The sequence below is a fragment of the Paenibacillus hebaui genome (genome assembly GCF_051934385.1).
In the GTDB taxonomy this organism is placed as follows: domain Bacteria; phylum Bacillota; class Bacilli; order Paenibacillales; family Paenibacillaceae; genus Paenibacillus.
This window is the reverse complement of the sequence record NZ_CP196836.1, coordinates 936,516-957,173: the sequence shown is the minus strand read 5'-3', so window position 1 is coordinate 957,173 and position 20,658 is coordinate 936,516. Positions and strand designations below refer to the sequence as shown.

Genomic DNA, 20,658 nt, shown 5'->3' with positions numbered 1-20,658 from the left:
ATATCAACCTCAGGTATGCTAATTTGTAACGTGCGGTACCCCTAGCTTTAATTCCCTATAATAAAGAAAGACCACTACATCTGTCTCCAAATGTGTGATCTTGAATCGCTTCAGGCTGACTGAGGTAAGATGCTTAGGCTCCAAACCGCTGGCGATATCCGCATTTCCGACATAATTCCTCCACCGCTTCCCGTTTGGAGAAACCATAGAACAGATTGTTGGCTCTTTCGCCGTCCACAATCTCCGAGAAAGACTTCTCGTGAACGTTGCCCAGGTTAATTACCCCCTCACCATCAAGACAGCATGGAACGACCGTTCCATCCACAAGCACTGCCGCCTGACTGCGAAGCGCGTGACAGAAGCCCTTGCCGTCATCTTCGGGGGCATCCAGACTCGGCCACTGAAATTCATGATCCTGATTCAGGTACACATTTGGAGCAATCTTGACACCACTGCCCGGTACCACCTTTTCCTCAATGCGGAAATCCAGGTTGAACTCCCGTTCAAGGACTTCAAGCGTTTCCCGGTTTCGGCTCATCTGGGCATTTGTAAAGTTATCCTGTGTCAGATTCCAGAGTCGGAATGAAATAATGACATTGTGCTTCACGGCTTCACGGACAAAAGACAATACGTTGCCCAAATAGCCCTCACGATCTGTTGAACCTTCATGCCCATCAAAGCTGTGTAAGGAGAAGTTCATCTGGCGCAGTGCCGGCTTGCCGAGCAATTTATGTTGGGTCTTGGGCAATAACGTGCCATTGGTCGTAATATTGACCTTGAACCCTTTTTCATGCGCTGAATCCAGTAACAGATCAATTTTGGGATGAAGCAATGGTTCACCTTTGACGTGCAAATAAATATGTTTGGTATGGGGTTTAATCTGATCCAATATATTGTTGAAGACTTCAGGGTCAATGAAATTTTTAGCTCGTTTGGTCTGCGGACAGAAACTGCATGCCAGATTACATATACTTGTGATCTCAATATATACTTTCTTGAACGTTTTCAACTCAGGGTCCCCATTCTGCTTGGGAGGGAGAACAGTCCCACCCGCATTTGTGATCCGGCCAATATGCGCCACCACTATTATATCGGGTTAGGGAGCCGAGGTAAATTTCCTTTCTAATTTTCTAACAAATGCGAGAGTTCTCGTTATGGTTCCCAAGCGGTGATTCCCTCTTTACAGTTCACATCCATGTGATATATGCTGAATACACAACTGCATATTTTGAACATTTGCACTAGGGGAGCCTTACGGCTGAGACGAATTGAACGATTCGGACCCTTTGAACCTGATCTGGATCATACCAGCGGAGGGAAGTGGAGCGGCCTTTTAAGTAAGCGGGGTTTTCTCATTTTGTTGAGAAGATCAACGACGGATATAACTTACAGACCCACTCATTTCTCCGGAAATGGGTGGGTCTTTTTGTATTTCTTTTGCAGATGTTAGAGACAAACGGTCCATTATGCTCCTGGTACCCAAATGCAGTACATACCATCTCTAGGTTACACAGGAGAAAGGAGCCTTCGCAGATCAAGGTCTGGATGTCGAAATCCTAATGCCTGCTGATACGAATTTCAAAAAAGGAGGAACTTATATGTCTTATCTGGAACGTGTTCGCACTCAAAATCCACTGGTACACAACATCACCAATCTGGTCGTTGCTCCCTTTACAGCCAATGGCCTGCTCGCACTTGGTGCGTCCCCATTTATGGCTTACGCATATGAAGAAGTTGCTGATGTTGCCAAGATATCTGGGGCGGTTGTCCTGAACATCGGCACGCTGGATGAAAGGGTGGTTCAATCCATCCGACTCGCGGGTCAATCTGCCAATGCAAATAACGTACCTGTTGTGCTCGATCCGGTCGGAGCTGGCGCAACCATGTATCGTACGGAAACCGTCCAGATGCTCATTCGTGAGCTTCGCCTCACGGTACTGCGAGGCAATGTGGCGGAAGTCGCCAATGTCATCGGTGAGCGCTGGAGCATCAAAGGTGTGGATGCAGGTCACGGCGAGGGTGACCGGATCGGAATTGCGGAGCGAGCAGCGCAGAAACTCGGCTGTGTTGTGGTTATCACTGGAAGAGAAGATATCATTACCGATGGACAAACCACATCTCTCACGAGTAATGGACATGCCCTGCTCACTCAGGTTACTGGTGCAGGCTGCCTGCTCAGCTCGGTTATCGGTGCTTTTGTAGCCATAGCCGAATCGGGGGACGATTTGCTCAGCAGCGTTGTTGAAGCACTTGCTTTCTATGGCGTGGCAGCAGAAATTGCGGCAGAGCATACCGCCCATCAGGGGCCGGGCAGCTTCCAGATTGAATTGTTGAACCAACTGGCTCAAGTGACACCTGACATCTTGGCGCAGCGGGCACAACTTCGCCAGATCAGCGGGGGTGTACAATGAGTATCGCTCAAGCGTTAACGATTGCAGGCTCGGATAATGGAGGCGGGGCCGGAATTCAGGCTGACCTAAAAACATTTCAGGAGCTCGGCGTGTATGGCATGACCGTCATTACAGCAATTGCTGCCCAAAATACAACAGGTGTACAGGGTGTTTTTCCCATCCCTTACGAGGGTATCGCTCAACAGTTGGATTCGACCGGGGAGGATTTCCAGCCCACGGCGGTGAAGACAGGCATGCTCTACAGCACCGAGATTATACGGCTGGTCGCTGAGAAGTGGCAGCAATTCAACTGGTCTAATCTGGTTATCGATCCGGTTATGGTTGCCAAAGGCGGTGCCCCGCTGCTCCAGCAGGAAGCTGTACAGGCGTTGGTTACGGAGCTTTTGCCGCATGCTCTGATCACAACACCCAATATTCCGGAAGCGGAACTGCTTACCGGGATGTCCATTACGAATCTGAGTCAACGGGAAGAAGCCGCAAGACGGATTGTACAGATGGGCTCGACGTATGCTTTGGTCAAAGGAGGCCATGCTGAGGGAAGTGGTATGATTGTGGATGTGCTCTATGATGGACAGTCTTTTCATTATCTGGAGCATGTTCGTGTCGTGACTCGCCATACCCATGGAACAGGATGCACGTATTCTGCAGCCATCACAGCCGAACTTGCCAAAGGTCTTCCTGCTCTGGCTACCGTCACGACCGCGCGAGCATTCATTCAGGCAGCCATTGAAGATGAGCTGGGGATTGGGGCCGGACATGGGCCGACGAATCATTTTGCTTATCAGCGCAGACAGCGTGGTGAGCAGTGATGCGCCCTTGGGATGCAGACGCGGTACGACGTGCGATGCAGGTGTATTTGGTCATGGGTAGCGTGAATACGACGCAAGACCCTGTGGAGGTGTTGCGCCAGGCCATCGCTGGCGGCATCACGCTGTTCCAGTTCCGCGAAAAGGGAACTGGCGCCCTTACAGGCGAAGCCCGCATCACGCTTGCGATGCAGCTTCGCGAGGTGTGCAGTCAGCACGGGGTCCCGTTCATCGTGAACGATGATGTGGAGCTGGCTGTGGCGGTGGAAGCCGACGGCGTGCATGTCGGCCAGGATGATGCGGACGCGGCGCTGGTACGCGCCCGCATTGGAGCCGGGCGGATGCTTGGCGTATCCGCCCACTCCGTGGATGAGGCGCGCCGTGCGGTGCAGGCGGGCGCCGACTACCTTGGCGTCGGGCCAATATACCCGACGCGATCCAAAGCGGATGCCCACGCTGTGCTGGCCCACGCAGGGCTATTGGAACTGCGCGCCGCAGGCATCGCAGTTCCGGTGGTGGGTATCGGCGGCATTACGCCCGATACCACGGCCGCCGTGATGGCGGCTGGAGCCGACGGCGTAGCCGTCATCTCCGCCATCGCGGGCGCGGCCGACGTGCGCGCAGCGGCTGCGCAGTTCGCTGCGGCGGTGCGCGGGATGCAGGCGTAGCCCTGTTCTCCCTGCACTGCCAGCCCCGTGGGCTGCACCGAATGCATGGTGCAGCCCCATCACACCGCTCTGCCTCCTCTCCATAACAGAGGAGACCCTCACATCGACCCTGTAGCGCTGCAACCAATGTCTTTAATATAGAAGCTTATTCGTTCGCCCTAAGGGTGACTGATCGATACAATGATCTAGTTACCCCATTCATAATCAAGATGCAGCTTACATGCTCGCATCTTATTTTTTTCATTTTCAACTGTTGACTCTCACGTAACGTGACGCTGTACAATCGGTGGTGTAAGGAGGTTTCGATCATGGCCATGAAGGTGAAAGAAGTCACCGATCTTGTTGGGATCAGTGTGCGCACACTGCATCACTACGATGAGATCGGACTATTAACCCCGGACGAAGTGACTTCTGCCGGATATCGACTATATTCAGATACCAATCTGGAGAAGCTGCAGCAGATCTTATTTTTCAAGGAACTCGATTTCTCCCTGAAGGATATCAAAGAAATTATAAACAACCCCTCCTTCAATCCCGAGGAAGCCCTAAATATGCATCGCCGTATTCTGCTAGACAAACGACAGCGATTGGATCAAATGATTGCCACCATTGATAAAACCATTTTACACGTGAGAGGAGCAATTAAAATGACAGCCAAAGAACAATTTGAAGGGTTTGATTTTAGCCAAAATCCGTACGAACAGGAAGCGCGCCAACGCTGGGGAGACCAAGCTGTGGATCAGTTGAACCACAAACTACACAGCCAGTCCACAAAGGAACAAAAAGATCTATCCGACCAAATGAATGATATTTACACGCGCCTGGCAGCACTTCGCCACACGGAGCCAGCATCTGAGCAAGCCCAAGCCGGAATCATGGAATGGTATGACTACCTGAACAATATAGGGAGCTATTCGCTCGAAGCCTTCAGGGGATTGGGTCAGATGTACGTAGACGACGAACGGTTCACACGTAATATTGACCAATTTGGCGAAGGATTGGCGGTATTTATGCGGGATGCCATGGATGCATTTGCCGATCAAAACCATTAATTCAGTCCTACTTTGGGTCCACATGTTCATTATTCACTTCCCCTCGCAATCAGGCATTAACTGGAGACGAATAGGACCATATCGATCTGTCTCTTGCTATAAAAGGGTGCTCTCTCTCCATATAAGCAATATGCTCGTATTAGATAGATATCCGCCGCTCTGCCATGTTCTATTCTGTTCTATATAAGTTGAACTAAAGATATATTCACACGTACACTCCGATGACAGAATAACCTTCCAATCGCTGTTATCCCCAGATTTTTTTGATTCCCTTTTCTCAAGGGGAAAATCCGCTGATAAAGGCGAACGCTTCGCTTTTTCAGGTTTTTTCTGTCCTCTCCGTTTCTGTGTAAATGATTAGTTCAACTTATATAGTAATAACGCTGGGCACCCCAGAAATTCAACACTACTCGATTTATACAAAAAGGGACGCACGCCCTAAGGCGTCACGTCCCTTTTCTCGTATCTCAGCCGCAATGTAAATGAGCCGTTAGAGTCATTCACTCTGAGTACTTTTTTAACGGAAGCAGTACCTGTATTACACAGTTCCTCTGCTCCCTCCTATCCATCGATTAGGCTCTTGGAGCGTAATCTGATGAAGAGGCGTCCGATGCCAGACTGGTCTTCGCCATCCGACCCGGGATTTGCCATGCAGAAATGATCGCAAGTGCAATGAATAATAGATCGACCGGTTCACTGAAGTAATCCGTAAAGGTTTCCACAAATGCACTGATCATCTCGCCATCAAACACCAATCCCATCACGCCAACATCACCAAACAATTCGGATGCAAAATACACCACCGTCAGATATTTACCCAACAAAATGCCGATAAGCGCAAAAATAACTGCAATGATCTTATGTACCGTCGCGATTCGTTTGTTGGAGAACAGTACTACAGCATAACCTGTGAGCGCCCCGATCAGAATGGCAATAAGCCCAACCTCATATTCGGTCATTGCAGCAATGGCTGCCCATACGATGCCCCCGACAATAGCTGCAATCAATCCACCAACGATTGGCAAGCCGATTTTGATTCCTTGTTTCTCTTCCACGTTGTCTTTCCCTCCTGAGTCATGCTTATGCTTCTTTTCCAGAATTCACCTTTCCTATGAAACCACAAAATTCCCTTTTATTCAACAACTTTCTACTTATTTCGTTTCGTTATGCTCACCATTTAAGAAAAAGAACATCCATCCAACACCCACATAATCTGGTTTAGACATGTCTGAAAGGAATTTCCCCTATGCATTATGTTCCCTATCATCGGAATGACAATATGCTGTTGGCAAATTTCCAAGGCCATCTGTGGAGAATCCCCAAGTATATCCATAGGAATCCTAAGCCATTAGCTGTTACGCCAAACTGGCAGAATTGGCACCCACAGAAGTGGAAAAAGCCCGTATTCTGGAGATACGTCAAGCTGAAATAGAGCATCTTCAAAAATTTATGGCTATTTATGTTTCGTTAGCAGGTACGCAACCTCCGATCTAAATCTCTCCAGACTGTCCGTCCGAATACCCTAGGAAATACATTATGCTTTTAAAGACGAGCAATATACGGTTGAGTTCTACGCACAAGTCGCAGATCAAGCCACTGACCCTTACATTAGGAAACGTTTCGACGTGCAGCAACAGACGAACAGAGACATACCGTCTGGTTCCTATACTACTTAACAGAGCAGAAGTCGACAAAACCACTTGAGAATTCTCCTATTACAATTATAAAATAACGCAAAATATCCCCTCCATCAGCCTTTCGTCGGCATAGAGGGGATAACTTTACATCTCATTAATTGCTTTAATTATCTCATGTCTAATGACACCCTGAGATATATACACGTTCTACATTTGAGCTTCCTTGGAAGGTTGAATGACAGCAGCAATCTGCGAAAGAATGGCATCCACCGATGCCGGGTCATGCACATCGTACTCATCAATATTCAGGCGCAGCACGGGGCAAGCCGTAAATTGATTAATCCATACCGAATAACGCTCATGCATGTGTTCCCAGTACGAGCGATCCGTCTGAATTTCCATCTCACGTCCGCGTTCAGTAATTCGGTTCAAAATCGACGGCAGACTGCCTTCCAGATAGATCAGCACGTCTGGATGTGGAAAATATGGTGTCATCACCATCGCTTCAAACAAACTGCTGTATGTCTCGAAATCTGTAGCAGACATGGTTCCTTGATCCGCATGCATCTGTGCAAATATGCCCGTATCTTCATAGATAGAACGATCCTGTACGAATCCCCCACCCAGTTCAAAAATCTTCTTCTGTTCCTTGAAGCGTTCTGCCAGGAAATAAATCTGCAAATGAAAGCTCCAACGCTCGAAATCATGATAGAACTTCTCCAAATAAGGATTGTGATCGACCTGCTCCAGCGAGGTCTTGAAATTCAAACGCTGCGCCAGCGCAGCCGTTAACGTGGATTTACCCACCCCAACCGTACCTGCTACCGTAATCAATGCATTCGTTGGAATGCCATAGTTATTCATATGATATACTCCTTTACCTGATTAACAATCTCCCTGAAGTGTTCAGGATGCTCCACAAAATCAAGTTGCTCCGCATTGACCTTAATAATTATTGGCGGATTTGAGCCATTCGCCAGATAGTTCATGCCTGTTTTGTAATCGGCGATCAGTTGTTCCATATATGCCGGGTCCATGTCCTGCTCAAATGAGCGCCCACGCTTGTTAATGCGGTACATCAACGTATCGAGTTCAGCTTCAATATAGAGCACCAGATTGGGCTTCGGCAGATCATCTGTTAACAGATGATAGATTTGACGATATTTGTCCCGTTTCGTTCCCTTTAAGGTACGATCAGCAAAAATCATATTTTTATAGATATGGTAGTCCGAAATGACAGGTGTGTTCTGCTGAATATAATGAGCACCGGTATCTTCCAGTTGTTTAAACCGATTGCACAGAAAAAACATTTCAAGCTGGAAGCTCCATTCATCGATATCCTGATAGAAAGACGCCAGAAAAGGATTCTCTTCTACAATTTCTTTAACCAGTGGAAGATTTAATTCATGGGAAAGCATCGTTGCCAGCGTTGTTTTCCCCGCTCCGATTGGACCCTCCACGGCAATAAACGGGGCTGATTTCATCGTGTTCCTGTTCCTCCTCGTACTTATAGGTGTTTCCGTTTCTATAATTGACCTAACCTATTGTATCATAGCTTCAAGGCTTCGAAGACCAGTATTTTATGTATAAAATGAGTTTTTAGATTTCAATGTTCTATCATTACTTCCTAGAAAATGTAATAATCCGAAGGAATAAAAAAATAGACACAATCGAATTTAACCGATCGTGTCTATTCTTTGCTTGGCGGCGTCCTACTCTCCCAGGACCCTGCGGTCCAAGTACCATCGGCGCTAGAGGGCTTAACGGTCGTGTTCGGGATGGGTACGTGTGGAACCCCTCCGCCATCGCCACCAAACGCATAGCTTGTAGCTTACATTTCAGAGTATTTGTTCTCTGAAAACTAGATTCGAAACGAAATTTGCGTCTTACAACGTGCATATTGGATAAGCCCTCGACCGATTAGTACTGGTCAGCTCCATGCATTGCTGCACTTCCACCCCCAGCCTATCTACCTCGTCGTCTTCAAGGGGTCTTACATACTGGGAAATCTCATCTTGAGGGGGGCTTCACGCTTAGATGCTTTCAGCGCTTATCCCTTCCGTACATAGCTACCCAGCGGTGCTCCTGGCGGAACAACTGGTACACCAGCGGTACGTCCATCCCGGTCCTCTCGTACTAAGGACAGCTCCTCTCAAATTTCCTACGCCCACGACAGATAGGGACCGAACTGTCTCACGACGTTCTGAACCCAGCTCGCGTACCGCTTTAATGGGCGAACAGCCCAACCCTTGGGACCTACTTCAGCCCCAGGATGCGATGAGCCGACATCGAGGTGCCAAACCTCCCCGTCGATGTGGACTCTTGGGGGAGATAAGCCTGTTATCCCCAGGGTAGCTTTTATCCGTTGAGCGATGGCCCTTCCATGCGGTACCACCGGATCACTAAGCCCGACTTTCGTCCCTGCTCGACTTGTAGGTCTCGCAGTCAAGCTCCCTTATGCCTTTGCACTCTTCGAATGATTTCCAACCATTCTGAGGGAACCTTTGGGCGCCTCCGTTACTCTTTAGGAGGCGACCGCCCCAGTCAAACTGCCCACCTGACACTGTCCCCGTACCGGATTACGGTACCAGGTTAGAACCTAGATACGATCAGGGTGGTATCCCAACGGTGCCTCCACACAAGCTGGCGCTCATGCTTCAAAGGCTCCCACCTATCCTGTACAGATCGTACCCAAATTCAATATCAAGCTGCAGTAAAGCTCCATGGGGTCTTTCCGTCTTGTCGCGGGTAACCTGCATCTTCACAGGTATTAAAATTTCACCGGATCTCTCGTTGAGACAGCGCCCAAGTCGTTACGCCATTCGTGCGGGTCAGAATTTACCTGACAAGGAATTTCGCTACCTTAGGACCGTTATAGTTACGGCCGCCGTTTACTGGGGCTTCGGTTCACAGCTTCGGATTGCTCCTAACCACTCCCCTTAACCTTCCAGCACCGGGCAGGCGTCAGCCCGTATACTTCGCCTTACGGCTTCGCACAGACCTGTGTTTTTGCTAAACAGTCGCTTGGGCCTTTTCACTGCGGCCCCCTCGTGCTATTCACACTACCGGGGCACCCCTTCTCCCGAAGTTACGGGGTCATTTTGCCGAGTTCCTTAACGAGAGTTCTTCCGCGCGCCTTAGAATACTCTTCTCGCCTACCTGTGTCGGTTTGCGGTACGGGCACCATCACCTGGCTAGAGGCTTTTCTTGGCAGTGTGAGATCATGACCTTCGCTACTATAATTTTCGCTCCCCATCACAGCCCAGCCTTATCGATGTGCGGATTTGCCTACACATCAGCCTCACTGCTTAGACGGACATCCATCAGTCCGCGTCACTACCCTGCTGCGTCCCCCCATTGCTCATAACGGCTTACGGTGGTACAGGAATTTCGACCTGTTGTCCTTCGACTACGCCTTTCGGCCTCGCCTTAGGTCCCGACTTACCCTGAGCGGACGAGCCTTCCTCAGGAACCCTTAGGCTTTCGGCGGATCAGATTCTCACTGATCTTTTCGTTACTCATACCGGCATTCTCACTTGTATAATGTCCAGCGCTCCTTACGGTACACCTTCAACCCTTATACAACGCTCCCCTACCCCTGATGCAAAGCATCAAGCCATAGCTTCGGTGGTGTGTTTAGCCCCGTTACATTTTCGGCGCAGAGTCACTCGACCAGTGAGCTATTACGCACTCTTTCAATGGTGGCTGCTTCTAAGCCAACATCCTGGTTGTCTGGGCAACTCCACATCCTTTTCCACTTAACACACACTTGGGGACCTTAGCTGATGGTCTGGGCTGTTTCCCTTTTGACAATGGATCTTAGCACTCACTGTCTGACTCCCGGAAGTAAGTCTATGGCATTCGGAGTTTGACTGAGCTTGGTAACCCTTGCGGGCCCCGCACCCAATCAGTGCTCTACCTCCACGACTCTGTTTTCCGAGGCTAGCCCTAAAGCTATTTCGGGGAGAACCAGCTATCTCCGAGTTCGATTGGAATTTCTCCGCTACCCCCACCTCATCCCCGCATTTTTCAACATGCGTGGGTTCGGGCCTCCAGTGCGTGTTACCGCACCTTCACCCTGGACAGGGGTAGATCACCCGGTTTCGGGTCTACGTCCACGTACTAACTCGCCCTATTCAGACTCGCTTTCGCTGCGGCTCCGGCTCATCACCTTAACCTTGCACGGGAACGTAACTCGCCGGTTCATTCTACAAAAGGCACGCCATCACCCCTAAAACGGGCTCTGACTTTTTGTAAGCACACGGTTTCAGGTTCTATTTCACTCCCCTTCCGGGGTGCTTTTCACCTTTCCCTCACGGTACTGCTTCACTATCGGTCGCTAGGAAGTATTTAGCCTTGGCAGATGGTCCTGCCGGATTCATACGGGGTTTCACGTGCCCCGCACTACTCGGGATTGGTCTCGGAGAGAGCAGACTTTCAACTACAGGGCTTTTACCTTCTTTGGCGGGCCTTTCCAGACCTCTTCGCTTAATCGGCTCCTTTGTAACTCCATGTGAGACGTCCCACAACCCCAAAGAGCAAGCTCTCTGGTTTGGGCTTCTCCGCGTTCGCTCGCCGCTACTGACGGAATCACTATTGTTTTCTCTTCCTCAGGGTACTTAGATGTTTCAGTTCCCCTGGTATGCCTCTGCACAACCTATGTATTCAGTTGTGAGTAACTGGAAATTACCCCAGCTGGGTTTCCCCATTCGGACACCCCCGGATCAAAGCTTGCTTACAGCTCCCCGAGGCAGTTTCGTTGTTCGCCACGTCCTTCATCGGCTCCTAGCGCCTAGGCATCCTCCGTGTGCTCTTAGTAGCTTAACCATATCGCTCGTGTTCGAGCTGTCGCTCCGCTTGTTTTGGACTACGTCCAAAGCCAAAAGTCGCTCCATTTCGATCACTCGCTCATGCAATCTACCTTATAAACACTTCACTTGTTTACACAAGATCAGTTTAAAGGAATGTTCTAAATCGCAAAATTTCGTTTCGATATCTAGTTTTCAAAGAACAAGCTCCATGCAAAAGCAAGCTGTTTGAGAGTTTGAGCTCTCAAAACTGAGCAACGAGTGAGTTAAAAGCTTTACGAAGTAAAGCTCGCTTCGGAAGCATGCTTCCTGAAGACTTGGTTTTGAATGTTTCCACTCGGGAAACGATTCTCCATAGAAAGGAGGTGATCCAGCCGCACCTTCCGATACGGCTACCTTGTTACGACTTCACCCCAATCATCTATCCCACCTTCGGCGGCTGGCTCCTTGCGGTTACCCCACCGACTTCGGGTGTTATAAACTCTCGTGGTGTGACGGGCGGTGTGTACAAGACCCGGGAACGTATTCACCGCGGCATGCTGATCCGCGATTACTAGCAATTCCGACTTCATGCAGGCGAGTTGCAGCCTGCAATCCGAACTGAGACCGGCTTTGTTGGGATTCGCTCCATCTCGCGATTTCGCAGCCCGTTGTACCGGCCATTGTAGTACGTGTGTAGCCCAGGTCATAAGGGGCATGATGATTTGACGTCATCCCCACCTTCCTCCGGTTTGTCACCGGCAGTCTATCTAGAGTGCCCACCCGAAGTGCTGGCAACTAAATATAAGGGTTGCGCTCGTTGCGGGACTTAACCCAACATCTCACGACACGAGCTGACGACAACCATGCACCACCTGTCTCCTCTGTCCCGAAGGAAAGATACATCTCTGCATCGATCAGAGGGATGTCAAGACCTGGTAAGGTTCTTCGCGTTGCTTCGAATTAAACCACATACTCCACTGCTTGTGCGGGTCCCCGTCAATTCCTTTGAGTTTCAGTCTTGCGACCGTACTCCCCAGGCGGAGTGCTTAATGTGTTAACTTCGGCACCAAGGGTATCGAAACCCCTAACACCTAGCACTCATCGTTTACGGCGTGGACTACCAGGGTATCTAATCCTGTTTGCTCCCCACGCTTTCGCGCCTCAGCGTCAGTTACAGCCCAGAGAGTCGCCTTCGCCACTGGTGTTCCTCCACATATCTACGCATTTCACCGCTACACGTGGAATTCCACTCTCCTCTTCTGCACTCAAGTCACCCAGTTTCCAGTGCGATCCGGGGTTGAGCCCCGGGATTAAACACCAGACTTAAATGACCGCCTGCGCGCGCTTTACGCCCAATAATTCCGGACAACGCTTGCCCCCTACGTATTACCGCGGCTGCTGGCACGTAGTTAGCCGGGGCTTTCTTCTCAGGTACCGTCACTCCTTGAGCAGTTACTCTCAAGGACGTTCTTCCCTGGCAACAGAGCTTTACGATCCGAAAACCTTCATCACTCACGCGGCATTGCTCCGTCAGGCTTTCGCCCATTGCGGAAGATTCCCTACTGCTGCCTCCCGTAGGAGTCTGGGCCGTGTCTCAGTCCCAGTGTGGCCGATCACCCTCTCAGGTCGGCTACGCATCGTCGCCTTGGTGAGCCGTTACCTCACCAACTAGCTAATGCGCCGCAGGCCCATCCCCAAGTGACAGATTGCTCCGTCTTTCCAGTTTCCTTCAGGAGAAGAAAACAAGTATTCGGTATTAGCTACCGTTTCCGGTAGTTGTCCCAAGCTTGAGGGCAGGTTGCCTACGTGTTACTCACCCGTCCGCCGCTAAGTATCAAGGAAGCAAGCTTCCTATCCACTCCGCTCGACTTGCATGTATTAGGCATGCCGCCAGCGTTCGTCCTGAGCCAGGATCAAACTCTCCAATAAAGTATTGAAAAGAGCGATAAGCTCATTTTGAATCTGACGAGATTAAAAATCTCATTTGTGCTCCAGTCGATTCAAGCCAAGGCTTGTCTCAAACTTTCGCGTTCATTCTGCAAGCAGAATGTTTACTCACTCGTTGTTCAGTTTTCAAAGATCAAACTTATTTTCGTTACCGTCGTTGTTCTCTTCGGCAACTTTTATATCATATCACTTCCGAACCAACTTTGCAAGCTCTTTTTTTAAGTTTCTTTCGAAGCTTCAATCATTTGCTTGCCGCACCGTGTATCTTGTGTTTTCTTGGCCGGATTAATAATATATCACACAGAATTAATAATTACAACATTAATTTAATTAATGTTGTTTCACTGGAATTCTTTCCTCATATCTCACATATTACTTGGACACATTGTTATGCCTATTGGTGACAGAATGTATTCTTTCTTTTTACGAAGTGTAAAACTCAACTGATCATTCATGTTATTAAACCCTGGCTATTTCGTTTGCAAGATAGTAAAAAGCGATCCATGAGGTTAAACCCTACATGAACCGCTTTTGCCTGATATGGTATAACATCATATATAGAAGCAAACTTTTAATGTTGCACCGATGCTGTCGAAGGCATCGTCTTCATTTTCCCTCTTCCTTCTTGATGCAATCCCACTCGCAGCAACGTAATTCCCCATGTTATGACCGCGATCAACAGAAGATGAACCATGTATCCACCCACAGCTTCTCCACTATAGATCAAACGCATAAATCCCTGTACTCCATTGGAAGCGGGCAAAAAGTTCCCAATATAACGGTAGAATGGCGCCAGCATCTCGGCTGGAATGATATTTCCTGCTGTCATCAACTGGAGCGGAACCATGGCTACATTAAATAGAGGGCCTGCATTGCCAAACAGGGCAAAACTCATTTGTGTAAAACAGATACAAGCCAGACTCACCAGCACATGATACAGGTACAAAGCGCCGAAGGAGCTCGCAACATCCGTTAACTGGAGAGCTACTATATCCACAATTAGGGGAACGATCACAGCTATACACAATAACAGCATTTGCCGTCCCCAGAAGATTTCCCATTTGGAATGGTTACGCTTCATGATATTCGACGTAATATTGAACTGAATGTTCATGGTCATCGCAGCAATGTAGGTGATAAAACCCAGAATCATGGGCAGCATCGATGTTGCAAAATCACTGACACTGTTCGTTTTATTAATTTCGGCCTTCACAGGCCCTTCATTCATCTTCGCCATCGCTTGTCCAATTGCCGTACTTAAATCCTCATTGTTGATACGATCGTTATTGAGTGTCACTTGAACCTTGGACTCCAGAATCCGTTGACCCATTTGTGTAGTGATTCCTGTAGCCGCGTGTTCCAAAATGGATTTGGCTACATCCGCATTTCCCTGATTGATATAAAAGGACAAGCTCGCGTCTGTTTCGCCTGCAATCTGATTAGCGAACCCTTGCGGAATAACAATAACCATCGCATAGTTCCCTGCATTCATCTGTTGCTCGGCTTCCTTGGCAGAATCCAGCACAGTTATATGGAAAGGCGCGAGCGTCTCTATCTGCTCTTGCACCTCTGTCCCCTGTATCCCATCTTCGTTCACCAGGGCAACTTGAAGCTGATCTACTCTCTCCGTGGCCTGATGATAACCCGTCATCCAGATCACAACAAATAACAATGGAACAATCAATGCAAAAACCAAACCTACTTTTGTCTGTGGCACTTTAAGAAACTCTTTGAAGCTTTTCATTCGTTCACGACTCCCAATGGTTAAAATTAAAATAATTGCAATACATATATATGCACATGCACATATTAGGCCAAAAAAATTTATTTCATCTTGTCATAGATCCGATTCATCACGCTCATGAATGCTTCAAGCTCTGCAGGGGAACATTCGGCAAGTGCCTCTTGCTCTTGCTGTTTTGCCTTTGGGGTCAGAGCGTTATTCATTTCCAGTCCTTCCGCCGTCAAACAAAGCAAAACCGCTCTGCGGTCCTGTGGATCTTCTTCTCTCGTAACCAGACCTTTGCGAATCAATTTGTCTATAATTTTGCCTACAGTTGTCTGGTCACGAACGGTTAATTCAGCCAACTTCTTCTGTGATATATGGCTTCCAGCCTTACTCAATTCATTCAGAACTGCAAATTGTTCCGGAGTAATATCCTGTTCACTCAGATTTCTGGTTGTTGTTTTTTTGTATGCCAGATACGTCCGTGACAGAATCAGTCCAAGTGGATTTTCATCCAAATTAACAGGCATGCTGATGCTCCTTTCTCCAAATAGTAGCACTACCATCTAATTTGCGTAAGCTTTATATTATTACCATATCTACAATGCTGTCAATTTTTTTTATATTTCCAAACAAAAAGAGACCCACCCGATAGTCAGGCAGCTCTCTTCTCTGTCATTGTCGAGCCCCACTTACTCGGGCTTGTCACTTGAAGTTTCGGTGTCGTCCTTCTTCTTCGTGCCTTTACTTTTATAAGGCTTAGGGGTACTTTTCGCACGGTTAGCAGCGGCTTGCCAACGGTTCCAGCCTTTTTTGCCAGTACCACGGCCGGTGCCACCTTTTCCTTTTGCTTTGCTCATGTTATCACTCCAATAATCCTGTATATGCTTAAAAATGACCGTCCTCGGTAACTTATTATGCAACCCAGCCCATCTAATTCACTTCCAGCAATTCTTATTATACCAAAAATCCACGTCTTTACGTCCATTTCCATAAATCATTGTATTGTTATTCTGTTATGAAAGCGGTATAGTGGACATAATTGAAAGAGGAAGCTGCATCTTCTTCGGGATTGTTACTGGTAAGCAGGCGATACCCAAACCAAGGCTGTCTATTAAGCCTTAGTTTGGGTTTTTTGTTATTATTACGACCAATTGAGGTGAAACATATATGATCATCCGTCAGATTTTTAACAACAATGTCATCCGGGCAGAGAACCAGGTTGGTCACGAATTTGTTGTCATTGGCAACGGTCTGGGCTTCAAAAAGAAAAATGGGCAGCCCGTGGATGAGGATAAAATTGAAAAAACTTTTGTGCTGAAATCGGATAAAATACCGCAAAAACTGATTGATCTAATTGGGGAAACATCGGTCGAATATTTGAAGTTAGCGGACGAAATTGTGGGCCACGCCAAAAAGGAAATGGGCGATATTTTTAGTGATAATATCTATATATCATTGATCGATCACATTCAGTTTGCCATTACCCGGTACCGCAAATCCGTCGGGCTGAAGAACTCCCTTTTGTGGCAGATCAAGAAGTTCTACAAAAAGGAATTCCTGATTGGTATGAATGCCGTAAAGCTAATTCAGGAACAATTCGGTATCCAAATGGATGAACATGAGGCCAGCTTTATTGCCATGCATTTTGTGAACGCCCGTCAAGATGCTCAGGGAATGAAACAAACGGTTGAAATTACCGAAGTCATTGATGATATTTTCAACATTGTCACCAATCATTACCACATTGTCTTGGATGAGAATTCATTTAATTATTCCCGGTTTATTACTCATTTGCAATACTTTGTACAGAGAATGCTGAGTAATGAACAGGAGCAATTCGCTTCGGGTGACAACTTCCTGTATGAGCAAGTGAAAGACAAATATAGCAAGGCTTTTGAGTGCACACAACGGATCAATCAGTACCTTGAGGGCAAGTTTGAAAGCGCTATGTCCATTGATGAAAAGGTGTATTTGACGATCCATATTCAACGTGTCACTTCCCGTAACGATCTGCTGGATACTGAATAAAAAAAGCTTGCAAACGATTTCGGCGTCATTTATAGTAGGTCTCACAACTTAACGACAAGGATTGTTACTGGTAAAGCAGGCGATACCTAAATGATTGGCAGCAGGTCATCTTTCCGATGATCATAGCCATTCGTTTAGGTATTTTTTTTTCAGGCAATCTTAACCACAAAGGAGAATGAACATGGATCATAAAAAAATGGGGGATGACATCGTTCGCCTCGTCGGCGGAGAAGCCAATATAAACGGGCTTGTCCACTGTGCAACCCGGCTGAGATTCGACCTGAAAGATTCGAAAAAGGCCGAACGCGAAACACTGGAGAAACACGACGGTATCATTACCGTTGTTGAAAGTGGCGGACAGTTCCAGGTCGTTATTGGCAGCAATGTGGCTCATGTATATGCGGAGATCATGAAAAACCGGGATTTCGGAGGAGATTCCTCCTCATCGGCTGAGTCCACAGGGGAAAAAACCTCACTATTATCCAAGGTTTTTGAAATTATTTCCGGAAGTTTCTCGCCGTTAATCCCGGCTATGGCAGGCTCAGGTATGTTGAAAGCTTTGCTGACCGTCCTGACCATGCTTGGATGGATGTCCGATACAAGTGACACGTACCTGATTCTGTCCGCTGCCGGCAACGCTGTATTTTATTTCTTGCCCATTTTCCTCGGCATCACGCTGGGTATGAAACTGAAAGCCAATCCTTATGTAGCCGGTGTGATTGGTGCCGCTCTGATGGAACCAAGCTTCACTGGACTGATGGATAAAGGCTCGGATGTATCGTTCTTGGGCATACCGGTTGTCATGATGAATTATTCAGCCAGCGTATTCCCGATCTTCATTTCGATCAGCATCTACGCTGTTCTGGATAAGTTACTCAAGAAGATCATTTTGAAAGACCTGCAATTGTTCCTGGTACCGATGATTGCTTTGATGATTATGGTTCCTCTATCCGCAATGGCCTTTGGACCATTCGGCACCACTGTAGGTGACTGGATCTCTTCCGGCGTAACTTGGCTCATCGGCGTCAGCGGTATATTATCAGGGGTTGTGCTGGGTGGATTCATGACCTTCATGGTTGTCTTCGGACTCCACTGGGGCTTTACTCCAATTACGATACAGAATATCGGGGTTGGCGGCGATCCGATTGAAGCCATGGCTGCTGCAGCCGTGTTTGCACAAATCGGTGTTGCCTTCGGTATTTTCCTGAAAGCCAAAAAGAACAAAACCCTGCGAACTCTTGCTGGTTCGACCAGCCTTACCGGTTTACTTGCAGGTGTAACTGAACCAATCGTATACGGTCTGATCCTGCGTTATAAACGAGTGATTCCTATCGTGGTCATCGCAGGTGCGATCGGCGGTGCCATTAATGGTCACTTTGGTGTTAAAATGACTGCTTATGTGTTCCACAATATATTTGCCATTCCCGTCTATACACCAACGCTTGTCTACGTGATTGCGATTGCCTGCTCCTTTGCTGTAGCAGCGGTATTAACGGTGATGTTCGGTTATGAAAGCAAAACCAAAGACACAGTTTCCGAGAAAAATGAATCTGTCTCCAACACATCGGCTGAAAGTACACCGGAAGAACTTCCTGTCGTACCTGAGACCAAAACAACTGAAATCAAAAAGGAACAAATTTATAGCCCACTTACAGGTAAGACCGTAGCACTGAGTACCATTAACGATCCAGCTTTTTCGACTGGTGCTATGGGCAAAGGTTTGGCGATTGTCCCTGAGATTGGCGAAGTTGTCGCTCCCGTAGATGGCGTTGTCACTTCACTCTTCCCAACTGGACATGCCATTGGTTTAACAACTAACGCAGGTACGGAGATTCTGATTCATATCGGCATCAACACGGTGGCACTGAAGGGAAAACACTTCTCTCCTGTCGTTCAGGAAGGTGATATCGTCAGACAGGGCGATCTGTTGATCCAGTTTGAACTCGATAAAATCAAGGAAGCCGGGTACGAAACCGTAACCCCTGTCATTGTTACTTTAACGCAGCAGGAAGTGGATGTGTTCGAAACAACTCAGGAACAGGTACAGAAAAATGATATCCTGCTGACTCTCGTTGTCTGACCCAATTTATATCAACCGTATTCAACTTAGGAGGAACTAACAATGAAGCATACTCAACTGAAACCATTTCCCAAAGATTTCTTCTGGGGAGGTTCAACCTCCGCCTATCAGATCGAGGGAGCCTGGAATGAAGATGGCAAAGGCCCTTCTGTCATTGATATGGGAAACCATGTGGAAGGCGTAACCGACTTCAAAGTTACTAGTGATCACTATCATATGTACAAAGAAGATGTCGCGTTGCTGGCTGAAATGGGCTTCAAAGCCTACCGTTTCTCCATCGCCTGGACACGCATCTATCCGCAAGGAGCAGGTGAAGTGAATCCGAAGGGACTCGCCTTTTACGATTCCCTCATTAATGAGTTAATTAAATACGGCATCGAGCCCATTGTGACCATGTATCACTTTGATCTTCCTTATGCGCTTGAAGAAAAAGGCGGCTGGTCCAACCGTGCAACGATTGATGCCTTTGAACAATATGCGAAAACCCTTTATGAGAACTATGGAGACCGGGTTAAATATTGGCTGACCATCAACGAACAAAATATGCTGATCCTGCATCCCGGCTCTCTGGGTACACTGGATACAACGCTTGTTGATCCGCAAAAAACACTGTATCAGCAAAATCACCACATGCTGGTAGCTCAAGCCAAAGCCATGGTACTGTGTCATAAAATGCTGCCTGAAGCCAAAATTGGCCCAGCACCCAATATCGGTGTAATCTACCCGGCGAGCTCTAAACCGGAAGACACACTTGCAGCAGATAACTATGCTGCCATTCGCAACTGGCTCTATCTCGATATGGCGGTATACGGACGTTATAATCATATTGCCTGGAGTTATCTCGAAGAAAAAGGATATACTCCCGTCATTGAAGACGGAGACATGGATATCCTGGCACAAGGAAACCCTGACTTTATTGCATTCAACTACTATACATCGCAGACCGTTGGTGAAAGTCTCAACGATGGTAATGACTTCTCCCACACAGGAGACCAGCATGAAATTGTAGGCGAGCCGGGTGCTTATAGAGGATCTGTGAATCCGAATCTGCAAAAAACTGAGTTTGGATGGGAAATTGATCCGGTGGGCTTCCGCTCTACCCTGCGTCAGATCTACTCCCGTTATCATCTGCCATTGATCGTTACGGAAAATGGTCTGGGTGCATTTGATAAGCTGGAGGAAGGCGACGTAGTCAACGATCCATATCGTATTGAATTCTTCAATAAACATATCGAACAGATTCAACTGGCGATTGCGGACGGCGTGGATGTATTCGGCTTCTGCCCTTGGTCTGCGATCGATCTGGTTAGCACACATCAGGGATCAAGCAAACGTTATGGATTCATCTACGTGGATCGTGAGGAATTCGATATCAAGGAATTAAGACGTATCCGCAAACAAAGCTTCCACTGGTATCAAAAACTGATTGAAACGAATGGAGAAATCCGTTAATACCGTAATATTAAAAAAGTCGACTGCACATGTTTCATGTGTAGTCGACTTTTTTGTA

The 20,658-nt window shown here is 47.7% G+C and carries 14 protein-coding genes, 3 rRNA genes and 1 riboswitch; of the genes, 7 read left to right on the top strand and 10 right to left on the bottom strand.

The genetic code is table 11. From position 1 onward, the window contains the following. Positions 1-133 precede the first annotated feature (133 nt). Positions 134-1,009, bottom strand: coding sequence for a radical SAM/SPASM domain-containing protein (locus ACR32F_RS04250; protein ID WP_024628996.1), 876 nt, complete (start codon positions 1,007-1,009; stop codon positions 134-136). Positions 1,010-1,233: 224 nt separating this feature from the next. Then, a riboswitch (TPP riboswitch) is annotated at positions 1,234-1,336 on the top strand. Between the two features lie 262 nt (positions 1,337-1,598). Here ACR32F_RS04250 and thiM point away from each other — a divergent pair. The 4 genes from thiM (at position 1,599) to ACR32F_RS04230 (ending at position 4,937) form a co-directional block, all read left to right on the top strand. After that, positions 1,599-2,411 (top strand): hydroxyethylthiazole kinase, encoded by an 813-nt coding sequence (gene thiM, locus ACR32F_RS04245; protein WP_440116455.1) that lies wholly within the window; start codon positions 1,599-1,601, stop codon positions 2,409-2,411. Next, positions 2,408-3,220 (top strand): bifunctional hydroxymethylpyrimidine kinase/phosphomethylpyrimidine kinase, encoded by an 813-nt coding sequence (gene thiD, locus ACR32F_RS04240; RefSeq protein WP_440116453.1) that lies wholly within the window; start codon positions 2,408-2,410, stop codon positions 3,218-3,220. Before thiM ends, thiD begins: the two co-directional genes overlap by 4 nt. Next, entirely contained in the window at positions 3,220-3,885 is a 666-nt protein-coding gene (gene thiE, locus ACR32F_RS04235) for a thiamine phosphate synthase (protein WP_440116451.1), read from the top strand. Before thiD ends, thiE begins: the two co-directional genes overlap by 1 nt. Before the next feature lie 308 nt (positions 3,886-4,193). Further along, positions 4,194-4,937 (top strand): MerR family transcriptional regulator, encoded by a 744-nt coding sequence (locus ACR32F_RS04230; RefSeq protein ID WP_440116449.1) that lies wholly within the window; start codon positions 4,194-4,196, stop codon positions 4,935-4,937. A gap of 572 nt (positions 4,938-5,509) precedes the next feature. On the opposite strand, the gene ACR32F_RS04225 is transcribed toward ACR32F_RS04230, so the two are convergent. The 9 genes from ACR32F_RS04225 to ACR32F_RS04185 form a co-directional block, all read right to left on the bottom strand. Further along, positions 5,510-5,992, bottom strand: a complete 483-nt coding sequence (locus tag ACR32F_RS04225) for a hypothetical protein (protein ID WP_440116447.1) — start codon at positions 5,990-5,992, stop codon at positions 5,510-5,512. 789 nt (positions 5,993-6,781) lie between these two features. Next, on the bottom strand, positions 6,782-7,438 hold the full coding sequence (locus ACR32F_RS04220) for a deoxynucleoside kinase (protein ID WP_440116445.1): 657 nt from the start codon (positions 7,436-7,438) through the stop codon (positions 6,782-6,784). Then, the gene (locus ACR32F_RS04215; protein ID WP_440116443.1) at positions 7,435-8,058 is read right to left on the bottom strand and encodes a deoxynucleoside kinase; all 624 of its coding nucleotides are present in this window, start codon (positions 8,056-8,058) and stop codon (positions 7,435-7,437) included. The genes ACR32F_RS04220 and ACR32F_RS04215 overlap by 4 nt, the downstream gene beginning before the upstream one ends. 215 nt (positions 8,059-8,273) lie before the next feature. Beyond that, positions 8,274-8,390, bottom strand: a 5S ribosomal RNA gene (rrf, locus tag ACR32F_RS04210). A gap of 84 nt (positions 8,391-8,474) precedes the next feature. Next, a 23S ribosomal RNA gene (locus ACR32F_RS04205) occupies positions 8,475-11,401 on the bottom strand. A 339-nt stretch (positions 11,402-11,740) separates the two neighbouring features. Continuing rightward, positions 11,741-13,293: ribosomal RNA gene (locus ACR32F_RS04200) — 16S ribosomal RNA — on the bottom strand. The 16S, 23S and 5S rRNA genes sit together here, the layout of an rRNA operon. A 589-nt stretch (positions 13,294-13,882) precedes the next feature. Continuing rightward, positions 13,883-15,055, bottom strand: a complete 1,173-nt coding sequence (locus tag ACR32F_RS04195) for a YhgE/Pip domain-containing protein (RefSeq protein WP_440116441.1) — start codon at positions 15,053-15,055, stop codon at positions 13,883-13,885. Between the two features lie 80 nt (positions 15,056-15,135). Next, positions 15,136-15,567, bottom strand: a complete 432-nt coding sequence (locus ACR32F_RS04190) for a MarR family winged helix-turn-helix transcriptional regulator (RefSeq protein ID WP_440116439.1) — start codon at positions 15,565-15,567, stop codon at positions 15,136-15,138. Between the two features lie 162 nt (positions 15,568-15,729). Further along, a complete protein-coding gene (locus ACR32F_RS04185) occupies positions 15,730-15,897 on the bottom strand; it encodes a DUF3934 family protein (RefSeq protein ID WP_440116437.1) in 168 nt (55 codons plus the stop codon). Between the two features lie 310 nt (positions 15,898-16,207). On the opposite strand from ACR32F_RS04185, the gene licT reads away from it, so the two are divergent. The 3 genes from licT (at position 16,208) to ACR32F_RS04170 (ending at position 20,600) form a co-directional block, all read left to right on the top strand. After that, entirely contained in the window at positions 16,208-17,068 is an 861-nt protein-coding gene (licT, locus tag ACR32F_RS04180; RefSeq protein ID WP_440116435.1) for a BglG family transcription antiterminator LicT, read from the top strand. A 181-nt stretch (positions 17,069-17,249) separates the two neighbouring features. Beyond that, the gene (locus tag ACR32F_RS04175) at positions 17,250-19,148 is read left to right on the top strand and encodes a beta-glucoside-specific PTS transporter subunit IIABC (protein ID WP_440116432.1); all 1,899 of its coding nucleotides are present in this window, start codon (positions 17,250-17,252) and stop codon (positions 19,146-19,148) included. Positions 19,149-19,190: 42 nt separating this feature from the next. Further along, positions 19,191-20,600 carry a glycoside hydrolase family 1 protein gene (locus ACR32F_RS04170; RefSeq protein ID WP_440116430.1) on the top strand — a complete coding sequence of 470 codons (1,410 nt, stop codon included), beginning with the start codon at positions 19,191-19,193 and terminating at the stop codon, positions 20,598-20,600. Positions 20,601-20,658 lie beyond the last annotated feature (58 nt).